We start from the raw sequence: 12,443 nt of genomic DNA, 5'->3' as shown, positions 1-12,443 counted from the left end.
GCGGTCGCGGCGTCGAGGATGCCGATCTCCGCGTGCATCCGGTGGGCGTCGGTGTCCTCCGCCTTGACGGGCAGGAAGGTGCCGGCCCCGACATGCAGGGTGACGTGGACCCGCTCGATCCCCGCCGCGTCGATCGCGCCGAGCAGGGCGTCCGAGAAGTGCAGTCCGGCGGTGGGGGCGGCGACCGCGCCGGGCTCGCGGGCGTAGACGGTCTGGTAGTCGGTGGTGTCCCGCGCGTCGGTGGGCCGCTTGCCCGCGATGTAAGGGGGCAGCGGCAGGGCGCCGAGCGCCGCGATGGCCTCGTCGAGCGCCGGCCCGGCGAGGTCGAAGCGCAGCAGGATCTCGCCGCCCTCTCCCCGCTCCTCCACCGTGGCGTCGAGCCCGGCCATGGCGCAGACGTCGCTGGTCGTCTCGCTCTCGCCGAAGCGGATGCGGTCGCCGGGCGCGAGGCGCTTGGCCGGGCGGGCGAAGGCGCGCCAGCGGTCGGGCGCCTCGCGCAGGTGCAGCATCGCCTCGCAGCGCTGCCCCGAGCCGCCCGCCCGGTGGCGGATGCCGGAGAGCCGGGCCGGGATCACCCGCGTGTCGTTGAAGACGAGGGCGTCGCCGGGGTTCAGGAGCGCAGGCAGGTCGCGCACGCCGCGATCCGCGAGGCTTTCGCCGGGGCGCACCACGAGCAGGCGGCTCGCGTCGCGCGGGCTCGCCGGCCGCAGCGCGATCGAAGCCTCCGGCAACTCGAAATCGAACAGGTCCACGCGCATCCCAGCGCATCAGCACGGATGCGCGCCCGACGCAAATGGCGGATTGATCGCGGCGGCGGCCGAGGGCAGCATGCGGCCGGGAGACTGGGCAGATGGCAGACGTCCTGATCGTCGGCGCCGGGCCGGTCGGCCTGACGCTCGCCTGCGAACTCGCGCGCTACGGCGTCGGCGTCCGGCTGATCGACCGGGCGCGCGAGGCGACGCAGACCTCGAAGGCGCTCGTGGTCTGGTCGCGCACCCTCGAACTGATGGACCGGATGGGCTGCACCGCGGCCTTCCTCGCGGCGGGCCTGCGCGCCCGCGGCGCGACCCTGCGCGGCGGCGGCCGGGTGCTCGGCGGTCCCAACTTCTCTGATATCGCCAGCCCCTACGCCTTCGGCCTGATGATCCCGCAGCGCGACACCGAACGGCTGCTGGCCGAGCACCTGCGGGAATTCGGGGTCGCGGTCGAGCGCGAGGTCGAACTCACCGGCTTCGCGCCGACGCCCGACGGGGTCGAGGCGCGGCTCTCCCATGGAGACGGGCGCGAGGAGCGGGTGACGGCGCCGTTCCTGGTCGGCTGCGACGGCGCCCACAGCGCCGTGCGCCACGGGCTCGGCCTGCCCTTCCGCGGCACCGCCCAGGGCGACGACTGGCTGCTTGCCGACATCCGCCTCGACGGCGCGGGCGCACCGCCCGGCGACGAGATCGCGGTCTATTTCCACCGGGACGGTCCCTTCGTGATCTTCCCGATCCCCGGCGGGCGGGCGCGGGTGGTCGCCACGGTCGGCCGGGCGGACGGGCGGCCGAAGCCCGATCCGACGCTGTCCGAGGTGCAGGCCCTGGTCGCCGCGCGGGCCGGTCCCGGCATCCGGGTGTCCGACCCGGTCTGGCTCAGCCGCTTCCGCATCCACGAGCGCAAGGTCTCCGAGTACAGGCGCGACCGCGTCTTCCTGGCGGGCGACGCAGCGCATATCCACAGCCCGGCCGGCGGCCAGGGCATGAACACCGGCATGCAGGACGCGGTGAACCTCGCCTGGAAGCTCGCCCTTGTGCTGCGCGGGGCGGCCGCCCCGAGCCTCCTCGACAGCTACAGCCCGGAGCGCAACGCCGTCGGCGAGATGGTCCTGCGCAATGCCGGGCGGCTCACCGTGATGGCGACGCTCGCCAACCCCCTCGCCCAGGCCGCGCGCAATCGAGCCCTGCATCTGCTGCTCGGTCTTCCCGCGGTGAGACGGCGGATGGCGGCGACGATGAGCGAGATCGAGATCGCCTATCCCGCCTCCCCGCTCTCGGTCGGGCCGGGCGCCGGCCGGCGCTGGCGGCCGGAGGATGCGGCCGGGCCCCCGCCCGGTGCCGGCGCCGACCCGCGCTTCGTTCTCTACGCCGCCGATCCCGAGCGCGGGACGGCGCTGGCCGCGCGCTTTCCCGGCCTGGTCCAGCCCGCGCCGCGAAACAATCCGGAGCCGGGGCGCCTGCATCTCGTCCGGCCCGACGGCTATGTCGGCCTCGCGGCCGGGGGCAATGATTGGGACGCGGCGGCGCGATACCTGAAAGAGTGCGGGACAGCCTGAACGCGGCGCAGCCGAGCCGCGTTCTCGCGCGTTGACCCACCGTTTCGACGGAGGAAACCGCCCACGATGAGATGGTACGCCGTAAGCCCGCGCGATCCCGCCGACCCGCGCTGGCCCCTGCCGGAGACGCCGCGGATTACCCTCAAGGCCGAGGATTCGGACGACGCCCGCCGCCGCTTCGAGGAGGCCTATCCGAGCGAGCCCTTCGGCACACCGGGTCATCCGACCGGCGATGTCGGGCTCGGCAGCTTCCGGGGCGATGCGGAGGCGCTGGTGGTCGAGCAGACCGATGCGCCGCCCGCGCCGGAGGCCTGACATGCACCGCCGGCCCCCGAGGATGGTCGCGCCATGACCGAAACCGGCAAGAAGCCGCCGCACGAGACGCTCGACGCGCAGCTCGTGCGCTACTGGGAGCGGGAGGCGGCCCGCTTCGATGAGCTGTCCGCGCGGGCGAGCTTCGGCTGGATCGCCCGCAACTATGCGCGCCGGGCGCAGCGGGCCCGCGAGAAGGCCGAGCGCTCCCGCGCGAAGGAGGTCGCCCGCGGCCGCCTGCCCGCCTCCGCGCTGGCGGCTCACGGTGGAGGCGATAGCCCGAGCTAAAACCTTTGCCGTGGCCTTCCGGAGGCGCGGATCGTAAGGGCGGGGCATCCCTCCCCGCGCCCTGAAGTCGCATGACCGGAACCGAGAAGGCCGCCCTGGCGAGCGCTGCCGTCGGCGTGCTCGTCACCGCGCTAAAGTTCACTGCCTACTGGCTCACCGGCAGCCTCGCGCTCTATTCCGACGCGCTGGAAAGCATCATCAACGTCGTGGCCGCGGCCTGCGCGTTCCTGGCCGTGCGCGTCGCCGCGCAGCCGGCCGACGAGGACCATCCCTACGGCCACCACAAGGCCGAGTATTTCTCCGCGGTGATCGAGGGGGCGCTCGTCATCGTCGCCGCCCTGCTGATCCTGCGCGAAGCCTATTTCGGCATCCTCGACCCGAAGCCGCTCGATGCGCCCGCGCTCGGCTTGGCGGTGAACGGCGTCGCCACCGTCGTCAACGCGGTCTGGGCGTTGCTGCTGTTCCGGCGCGGCCGGCGGCTGCGCTCGCCCGCTCTGATGGCCGATGCCCGCCATATCTTCGCCGACGTGGTCACCTCGGTCGGCGTGCTCGCCGGCCTCGGCCTCGTCCTCGCCACCGGAACCCTGGTGCTCGATCCGATCGTCGCGGGCCTGGTCGCCCTCAACATCCTGTGGTCGGGCTGGACGATGGTGCGCGATTCGGTCAACGGCCTGATGGATCAGGCGGCCTCGCCGGAGATGGTCAGCCGCATCCGCGGCCTGATCTCGGCCCACAGCGAGGGTGCGCTGGAGGCCCACGACGTGCGCACCCGCCACGCGGGCAGCGCCACCTTCATCGACTTCCACCTCGTCGTGCCGGGCGAGATGACCGTGTTCGAATCCCACGCGATCTGCGATCGTCTGGAAGGGGTGATCGAGGCGGAGATCGAGGGCGCGGTGGTGGTGATCCACGTCGAGCCCGGCGATCAGGCCAAGGGCCGCGGCGTGCCGGTGATCTGACGGCCGGTCCGGCTCGCGACGCGGTATGGGCGTTCCTACCGGCTGCTCCGATGAGCTAGGTAGGCTGCGAGCCCTGCCACGGGAGGGGCCGCCGCGAGCATGAACCCCGCGACCTTCCACACCGCCCCTTCGGCCAGCATGACGGCAAGCCCGGCGATCGTGACACTCGTCACCGCGAGCGCGACGCGGGTGGGATGGCGAGCCCAGATCATGCCGCTTGCCCCGCCCCGCGCCCCGCCTCGGCGGAGGTTCGGCGGCGCGGGCGGCGCGCGTACCAGAGCCACGCCCCGTTGCCGGTGATGAAGAGGGTGAACCACGCGCAGGCCGTCCAGAGCAGCTTGAGCGGCAGGCCGCCGTAATCGCCGAAATGCAGCGGCTGCGAGAGCTGCGTCACCACGAGGTACCAGGGCAGCGTCGCGATCTCGGCCACCCGCGCATCCGCCGCATCGACCAGGGCGATCTCGAACGGCCGCTTCTGAAGTCCTTCCGGCCCCAGCAGCAGCACCGTGAAATGCCGCCCGGTGGAGAAGGCGCTGCCGGGATAGAGCATCAGGCTCGTCCGCCAGCCGGGCTTGGCCGCTTCCGCCGCGGCGCGAACCGCGTCGAGGGAGGCGCCCGGTCCGGCCGCGAGGTCGTGGCCTTGTCCACCGTGAGCGGCGGCGAGGCGCCGCAGCTCGGTCGCCTGCCAGACCTTCAGGGCGATGTCGCCGAGCGCGAGGGTGACCCCGGTGGCGCTGACGAGGAGCGCCCAGCCGAGGGTCACCGTGCCGAGGAAGTTGTGCAGGTCGCGCTGGCGCAGGCGCTCGCCCCGGCCGCGCCGGATCAGGCCGAAGGCGAGCCCCCGGATGAAGGGACCGTGGATCACGACCCCCGAGACGAGGCAGATCACCACCAGTAGGGCGACGACCCCGCCCGCCAGCTCGCCCGGCAGGCCGAGGAACCAGTTGGCGTGCAGGGTGAGGATGATGCCGGTCGGCGTCGAGCGCGGATCGGGCGCCGCGATCGTCGTGCCGCGATACCGGTCGATCACGACGGGCTTGGCCCCGTCGAAGGAGCGGGCGCCCGGCTCCACGAGGCTGACCGTGACGCGCTCGGGATGGTCCGCGTCGAAGACCAGGGCCAGCGGCTGCCGTCCCGGCGCCACGGCCGTCGCGGCGGCGACGATCTCGGAGAGCGGGCGCTCGGGCGTGCCCGGTGCGGGCGCCTCCGCGTGTGCCGTGTAGCCCAATCCCTCGTCGATCTCCTCGTGGAAGATCAGGATCGTGCCGGTGATGCAGAGGATCAGGAAGAACGGCGCCGCGATCAGTCCGGTCCAGCGGTGCAGCCACAGCCCGATCCGGAAGGCGCGCGAGGTCGTGAAGCGGACCGGGCCGGCCGCCGCCGTACCGGGCGGCCGCCGCGCCGTCGTCTCCGCCACGCTGTGCGCCGGCTGCGTCACGGCCCTGCCCTACCAGCGATAGGTCAGCGTCCCGAAGACGCTGCGGCGGAAGCCCTCGAAGACGTAGCCGGTGTAGAAGCCGGAGGTGAAGTAGCGCTGGTCGAACAGGTTGGTCGCGTTCACCGACAGGATCGCCCCGTTCCAGGCCGGGTCCAGCCGGGCGAGGTCGTAGCTGAGCGAGGCATCGACGAGGGCGTAGGCCGGGATGCGGTCGACATTGGTCGCGTCGGTCCGGGCGCCGACGTAGCGCACGCCGGCCCCGGCGCGGAAACCGCCGAAGGGCGAACCGAGCGGGAAGGCGTAGTCGGCGAAGAGCGAGAGGGTGTTGGCCGGGGCGTTGGCCAGCCGGTTTCCGACCAGGGCCGGGTTCGACGGGTTCTTCGTGACCTTCGTGTCGAGATGCGCGAAGCCGAAGATCAGGTTGAAGCCCTCGAACAGGCTGGCCTTGCCCTCGAGTTCGAAGCCCTTCGCCACGGCTTCGCCGGTCTGGATGAAGAAGCCCGGATTGAGCGGATCGGCGAGCGGGATGTTGGTCTGCGTGATCTCGAAATACGAGGCGGTGTAGAGCGCGTTGCTGCCCACCGGCTGCCACTTCACGCCGCCCTCGATCTGCTTCGCCTCGCGGGGGTCCAGCGCCGAGCCGTCGGCGCGCTGGCCCGCGATCTGCGGGTTGAAGGAGGTCGAGTACGAGACGTAGGGCACCACGCCGGCATCGAACTCGTAGCCGAGCGCGACGCGGTAGCTCAGCGCGGAGAAGCTCTGCTGGTCGACCGTGGTCCGGTTCAGGGTCGGGAGCGGCAGGTTGGGGAAGTTGAAGTTGGTGCGGATTTCCTGATCGACCCAGTCGTTGCGCACGCTGCCGGTGAAGATGAAGCCGTTCCACTTCATCTGGTCTTGGAAATAGAGGCCGGTCTGCTGCTGCGTCGCGCGGGTGGCGACGTTCGTCCGCTGCGGGAAGGCGATGGCGAGATTGTAGACGGGATTATAGAGATCGATCAGCCGGTTGGCGGCGGCGGTCGGGTAGCCGAGCGGGAAGGTGCGCGCGTCGCGGCGGAGATAGTTCTGGAAATCGACGCCGAAGGCGACGTTGTGCTGGATGCCGAGCGTGTCGAACACGCCTTCGACGTGGTTGTCGGCGAGCAGGCCCTGGCTCGACTGGTCGCGAAGATAGGGGAAGACCGAGACCGACTGGAAGTTGGCGGGCGTCAGGGCCGGCGAAGCCCCGACGGCATCGTATTTCGCCGTCGTCTCGTAGGCGCGGAAGGCCGAGTGGAACAGCCATCCCGGCGCGAAGGTGTGGTCGAGGATGTAGCCGATCTCCTTGTTTTCGAGGAGGCCGGTGTTGAAGTTCGGCTGGCCGACGAAGACGCCCCGCTCGTAGAAGCCGCGGGCGCTCGGAATGATGCTGCCGACGATCGGCAGGCTCTGCTCCGAGCCGCCGCCGCGGAACTCGGCATACTTGGCGAGCACGGTGAGCGAGGTGTCGGCGTCCGGGCGCCACGTGATCGCCGGGGCGATGAAGGTCCGGTCGTCCGGCGTGTAGCGGACTTGGCTGTCGGCGTTCCGGATCAGGCCGGTGATGCGGTAGGCGAACTGGGGCGCGCCCTCGACCGGTCCGGTCAGGTCGAAGCCCGCCTGGATCCGGCTGCGGTTGCCCCCCTGCAGGAAGACCTCGTTGAAGGGCGTGAAGGAGGGCCGCTTCGAGACGAGGTTGATGATGCCGCCCGGCTGGCCGGCGCCGTAGAGCACCGAGATCGGACCCTTCACGACGTCGATGCGCTCGTAGGCGTAGGGTTCGACGTTCTGGTCGAACGAGTTGAAGCCGTAGCGCAGGCCGTCCTCGTAGACGTTGTCGAAGTTGTTCGCGGTGAAGCCGCGCAGGGTGAAGGTCGGGCCGCCCTGGCCGCCGGGATAGTCGACCGCCTGGACGTTCGGCGTGTAGGCCACCGCCGTATTGAGATCCTGCACCCCGCGCACGTCGAGTTCCTCGCGGGTGATGACGCTGACGGTGGCGGGCGTCTCGAGGATCGATCCGTTGCCCTTCGTGCCGGCGGTCGAGCGCGTCGCCACGAAGCCGGTCGTGCCGTAGGTCGGCTGCTGCCCCTCGACTGAGAGTTCTTCGAGCTGCACCGAAGCTTCCGCCGCGCCGACCGGCGTCGGCGTGTTCGAGGCGCCGCGCGGTTTCGAGGCTTGCGCCTGCACCTGGCCGAGGGCGGCCAGGATCACGGACCCGGCGATGCCGAACGCGAGAAGAGCGCGCACGGACACGTCCGCACGGAATGATGGGCGCAGATGCCTCATGGACGATCGACCGATCCGGCTCCCCGAAATCCTCGCGCGCCGGGACGCAAAGGTGTTACGCTGAGACCGCAAGATCAGGTGTGACGCAAACGCTATGTTATCCGACTGGAATAATTACAAATCTAAATCCGTTGACAACAGTTCTGGCGGGCGCGGCTAACGTCATCGAGGATAAAGGCAAACTCTCTATTGCACGCTGTTCGGTTGCCCGATCGCCGCCATGACGCGTCGCGGCCGGCTATGAGTGTTGCGCTGCGGATACAGGGACTTGACGCCAGGGGCCGCGGCGCGCAGGTGCGGCGGGGCTCAGCGGCAGGACGGCATGATCAAGCGGACCTTCAACACCGACGTCCCCAGCCACCGCAACGCCTACGATCTGTTCGACGGGCGCTGGGCGAGCGATCTGAGCGAACTCGTTCCCGATCTGCCGGTCGGCGGCGGCCTGCCGGGCTTCCGTGCCGATCCCCGCCCACGGCAGGCGGCGGAGGCCCTCGGCCGCGACGGGCGCTTCGACGGCTACGACATCCTCGAACTCGGGCCGCTGGAAGGTGCCCATACCTGCCAGCTCGAAGCCCTCGGCGCCAACAGCGTCACGGCGGTGGAGTCGAACTCCGAAGCCTTCCTCAAGTCGCTCATCGTCAAGAACATCGCCGGCCTTACCCGCTCGACCTTCCTGCTCGGCGATGTCAGCCGGCACCTCGCCGCGCCGGGGCCGCGCTACGACCTGATCTTCGCCTGCGGCATCCTCTACCACATGTTCGACCCGCTCGAACTGATCCGGCTCGCCGCCGCCCGCTCCGACCGGCTGTTCCTCTGGACGCATTATTACGCGCCGCAGCCCCGCCTGAACCGGCACGTGCCGCGCCCGGTCGAGCAGGAGGGGATGCGGCTCACCCTCCACGAGTTGACCTACCGCGACCGCGGCCTCGCGACCTTCTGGGGCGGCAACCAGGGCAAGACCCGGTGGATGGAGCTGCCGGACCTGATCCGCGTGCTCGCCCATCACGGGCTGACCGAGACGCGGGTCATCGCGGACGCCCCCGACTTCGTGAACGGTCCGGCCGTGACGCTGGCGGCGTGGCGGCCCGGCAGCCCCGCGCCCGCTTGACCCGTCCCGCACGGGCTCCCTACACACCGGATACAGGCGCCGATCCGGCGGCGCCGGCACCGAAGTCGAAGAGAATGACCGAGCGCGTCGATCCGAAGAAGCTCATCAAGGGCGGCCTGCACGACTGGGAGGTCGTGATCGGCATGGAGATTCACGCCCAGGTCACCAGCCGCTCCAAGCTGTTCTCCGGCGCCTCGACCGCCTTCGGCGGCGAGCCCAACGATCACGTCTCGCTGGTCGATGCGGCCATGCCCGGCATGCTTCCCGTCATCAACGAGGAATGCGTCGCGCAGGCCGTGCGCACCGGTCTCGGGCTCAAGGCGCGGATCCACCACCGCTCGGTGTTCGACCGGAAGAACTATTTCTACCCGGACCTGCCGCAGGGCTACCAGATCTCACAGTACAAGGACCCGATCGTCGGCGAGGGCGAGGTGCTGGTCGATCTGCCCGAGGGCGAGTCGATCACGGTGGGCATCGAGCGCCTGCATCTGGAGCAGGATGCCGGCAAATCCCTGCACGATCAGGACCCGACCAAGAGCTTCGTCGATCTCAACCGCTCGGGCGTCGCCCTGATGGAGATCGTCTCGCGACCGGATCTCCGCTCGTCGGAGGAGGCGAAGGCCTACGTGACGAAGCTGCGCACGATCCTGCGCTACCTCGGCACCTGCGACGGCGACATGGAGAAGGGCAACCTCCGCGCCGACGTGAACGTCTCGGTGCGCCGCCCCGGTGAGCCGCTCGGCACCCGCTGCGAGATCAAGAACGTCAACTCGATCCGCTTCATCGGTCAGGCGATCGAGGTCGAGGCGCGCCGCCAGATCGCGATCCTGGAGGATGGCGGCCGGATCGATCAGGAGACGCGCCTGTTCGATCCGGGCAAGGGCGAGACCCGTTCGATGCGCTCGAAGGAGGAGGCGCACGACTACCGCTACTTCCCCGATCCCGACCTGCTGCCGCTCGAATTCGATCAGGCCTACGTCGATCGTCTCGCCGCCGGCCTCCCCGAGCTGCCGGACGCCAAGAAGGCGCGCTTCATCAAGGATTACGGGCTCTCGGCCTACGATGCCGGCGTGCTCGTCGCCGAGCGGGCGTCGGCCGACTACTTCGAGGCGGTGGCGCGCGGCCGCGACGGCAAGGCCGCCGCGAACTGGGTGATCAACGAGCTGTTCGGCCGCCTCAACAAGGAGGGCCGCACCATCGAGGACACGCCGGTCTCCGCCGAGCAGCTCGGGGGCATCGTCGATCTCATCGGCGAGGGCGTGATCTCCGGCAAGATCGCCAAGGACCTGTTCGAGATCGTCTGGTCGGAGGGCGGCGACCCGCGCGACATCGTCGAGGCCCGCGGCATGAAGCAGGTCACCGATACCGGCGCCATCGAGGCGGCGGTGGACGCGATCATCGCCGCCAACCCCGACAAGGTGGAGCAGGCCAAGGCCAAGCCGACCCTGCTCGGCTGGTTCGTCGGCCAGACCATGAAGGCGACCGGCGGCAAGGCCAATCCGGCCGCCGTCAACGCCTTGCTCAAGGACAAGCTCGGTATCGAATAGGCCGAGGGCCGTTGACGCGCTTATGCTCCGGGTGACGACAAGAACGTTCGCGCCGGTTCGAGGGTTTTCTTGCGATCCTTGAATCGGCGCCGAGCCAATTCATGAGACAATTTCCGACATTCCCCGCAGCCACCCCCTGTCGTTCGGGAAAAGCTCTTTTCGAGATTTGTGTCGAATCGCTGCCCCTTATTGTCGGCTTTCGAACATAGGCGCTGACTCGTCGAGTTCGGGGCGAAACTCTCGTTGAGCGGCGGTTTTGTGAGGCACTCTTAACTTTAGGCTGGGATGCTCCGCCGCACTTCGTCGACCGCAACGGCATCGCGTTTCGGTCGGGCGCTTGCGGGGAAATCGAGCGATGACAGCGTCCCGTCCGGGGTCGACCAGCGACCGTGGAGCCGTGGCACCCGATCGGCCCGCTGCGTCGGAGGCCGGCCTGGAGGACCACCTGGACACCCTGTGCCGCGCCGCCGCCGAACTCTTCGCGGTTCCGATGGCGATGGTCGCCCTCGTGGACGAGGATCGCTTCCGCTTCCGGGCCCGCTACGGCATCGCGGCGGACGGCGTCGATCGCGAGGTCGCCTTCTGCAATCACACGATCCGGCGGCAGCGCGGGCAGTGCCTCGTCGTGCCCGACCTGATCCGGGACCAGCGCTTCGTCGAGAACCCGCTCGTCGTCGGCGATCCCCATGCCCGCTTCTACGCGGGGGTGGCGATCGGCTCGACCGCGGGTCGCGTCATCGGCACGCTCTGCCTGATGGACCTGCAGCCGCGGAGCGACCTGTCCCCCGAGCGGCTGCGATCCCTGCATGAGCTGGCGCTCGTCGCCGAGGCCCATCTCCGGCTCGACGAGGCCCGGCTCGCGGCCGAGGCCGAGGCCGCCGAGCGCCGGAATGCGGAGGCACGCCTCGTGGAGTGGGAGGCAGGCCTGCGCGCGATCCAGGCGGCGCACGCCATGGCCGAGCGCATCGCCGCCTTCGGGCATTGGCGGATCGATGTCGCCACCCGGACCATCACCTGGTCGGACGGGATCGCCCGGATCTTCGGCCGCAACAGCGCCCTCGACCCGCTGCCGCTCGACACCCATGTCGGCTTCTATCACCCGGACGATTTCGAGCGGGTCCGATACGCCATCGAAGAGGCCCTCGCGGGCCGCAGCCGGACGCTGGGCGGCGGCTACGAGCACCGCTCCCGTCTCCTTCGACCCGACGGCGAGGTGCGGGTGGTGGCGGTGCACGGGGTCGGCGAGCACGACGATGCGGGGCGCCTCGTCTCGGTCTTCGGCGTCTGTCTGGACGTGACCGAGCTGGCCCGGTCCGAGCGGCGCCTGCGCGAGACCGGCGAGGTGATGCGCGCCACCCTCGAGGCGATGGACCAGGGGCTCGTGATGATCGGCCCCGATGGCCGGGTGCAGGTCCACAACCAGCGTGTCCGCGACCTCCTCGAACTGCCGGAGGAGGTCTTGCACGAGGGCGTCTCCTACGCGGAGGTCCGGCGCTACCTCGCCCGGCGCGGCGAGTTCCGGAACGCTCCGCCCGCGGGGCAGGAATGGCCGGAACGGGGCGATGCCCTGCCGGGGGTCCAGAGCTTCGAGGGCACGCGGCCCAACGGCACGATCCTGGAGGTGCGGCTCGCGCCCATGGCGGCCGGCGGCCTCGTCTGCACCTATACCGACCTGACCGAGCGCCGGAAGAGCGAGGCGGCCCTCCGCTCGGCCGAGGCGGGTTACCAATCGCTGTTCCAGAACGCGGTGATCGGCGTCTACCGGGCGCGGCTCGACGGCAGCATCGTCCAGGCCAACCGGGCGCTGGCCCGGCTGCACGGCTACGGCGACGCGGCGGTGTCCCTGCCGGCCGGCGACTTCAGCCACGACTGGTATGTCGAGCCGGATCGGCACGCGGCCTTCCTGCGATGCCTGGACGAAGAGGGCCATGTCGAGGACTTCGTGTCCGAGGTCCGTCGCCACGTCGGCGGCGAGCGCATCTGGGTTGCGGAGACGGCCTGGGTGGTGCGCGACGCCGAGGGCCGGCCGATCTGGTTCGAGGGCACCGTCGCGGACGCGACCGAGCGCAAGCGCGCCCAGGCCCTGATCGAGCACATGGCCCGGCACGATACGCTGACGGCCCTGCCCAACCGACGGTTGTTCCAGGAGACCCTGAGCCGCGAGATCGCGCGCGCGCGC

At 70.4% G+C, this 12,443-nt stretch carries 10 protein-coding genes; 7 read left to right on the top strand and 3 right to left on the bottom strand.

Translation table 11 applies throughout. The annotated features are described in order from the left end of the window. A partial coding sequence (locus tag MFF42_RS04885) for an S-adenosylmethionine:tRNA ribosyltransferase-isomerase (RefSeq protein WP_238254757.1) occupies window positions 1-758 on the bottom strand: 758 nt, incomplete at its 3' end. A 92-nt stretch (window positions 759-850) separates the two neighbouring features. On the opposite strand from MFF42_RS04885, the gene MFF42_RS04880 reads away from it, so the two are divergent. The 4 genes from MFF42_RS04880 to MFF42_RS04865 all read left to right on the top strand — a co-directional run bounded on the left by MFF42_RS04880 (window position 851) and on the right by MFF42_RS04865 (window position 3,870). Continuing rightward, window positions 851-2,311: an FAD-dependent monooxygenase gene (locus MFF42_RS04880; RefSeq protein ID WP_238254756.1), complete on the top strand. Its 1,461-nt coding sequence runs from the start codon at window positions 851-853 to the stop codon at window positions 2,309-2,311. Between the two features lie 66 nt (window positions 2,312-2,377). Beyond that, window positions 2,378-2,626 carry a hypothetical protein gene (locus tag MFF42_RS04875; protein WP_238254755.1) on the top strand — a complete coding sequence of 83 codons (249 nt, stop codon included), beginning with the start codon at window positions 2,378-2,380 and terminating at the stop codon, window positions 2,624-2,626. Window positions 2,627-2,659: 33 nt separating this feature from the next. Next, complete coding sequence (locus MFF42_RS04870; RefSeq protein ID WP_238254754.1) at window positions 2,660-2,911, top strand: hypothetical protein; 252 nt, start codon at window positions 2,660-2,662, stop codon at window positions 2,909-2,911. Window positions 2,912-2,982: 71 nt separating this feature from the next. Further along, a complete protein-coding gene (locus MFF42_RS04865) occupies window positions 2,983-3,870 on the top strand; it encodes a cation diffusion facilitator family transporter (protein WP_238254753.1) in 888 nt (295 codons plus the stop codon). 208 nt (window positions 3,871-4,078) lie between these two features. Here the strand turns inward: MFF42_RS04865 and MFF42_RS04860 are convergent, their stop codons facing one another. After that, the gene (locus MFF42_RS04860; RefSeq protein WP_238254752.1) at window positions 4,079-5,308 is read right to left on the bottom strand and encodes a PepSY-associated TM helix domain-containing protein; all 1,230 of its coding nucleotides are present in this window, start codon (window positions 5,306-5,308) and stop codon (window positions 4,079-4,081) included. A 9-nt stretch (window positions 5,309-5,317) separates the two neighbouring features. Further along, a complete protein-coding gene (locus MFF42_RS04855) occupies window positions 5,318-7,570 on the bottom strand; it encodes a TonB-dependent siderophore receptor (protein ID WP_238254751.1) in 2,253 nt (750 codons plus the stop codon). Window positions 7,571-7,931: 361 nt separating this feature from the next. On the opposite strand from MFF42_RS04855, the gene MFF42_RS04850 reads away from it, so the two are divergent. From MFF42_RS04850 to MFF42_RS04840, 3 genes are all read left to right on the top strand, one after another. Next, the gene (locus tag MFF42_RS04850) at window positions 7,932-8,717 is read left to right on the top strand and encodes a class I SAM-dependent methyltransferase (RefSeq protein WP_238254750.1); all 786 of its coding nucleotides are present in this window, start codon (window positions 7,932-7,934) and stop codon (window positions 8,715-8,717) included. Window positions 8,718-8,791: 74 nt separating this feature from the next. Beyond that, on the top strand, window positions 8,792-10,264 hold the full coding sequence (gene gatB, locus MFF42_RS04845; protein WP_238254749.1) for an Asp-tRNA(Asn)/Glu-tRNA(Gln) amidotransferase subunit GatB: 1,473 nt from the start codon (window positions 8,792-8,794) through the stop codon (window positions 10,262-10,264). Between the two features lie 397 nt (window positions 10,265-10,661). Further along, window positions 10,662-12,443: PAS-domain containing protein (locus MFF42_RS04840; RefSeq protein WP_238254748.1), on the top strand; the 1,782-nt coding region annotated here is incomplete at its 3' end.

It is taken from the genome of Methylorubrum podarium, assembly GCF_022179745.1.
Lineage (GTDB): Bacteria > Pseudomonadota > Alphaproteobacteria > Rhizobiales > Beijerinckiaceae > Methylobacterium > Methylobacterium podarium.
This window is presented reverse-complemented; position numbering and strand designations above follow the sequence as displayed.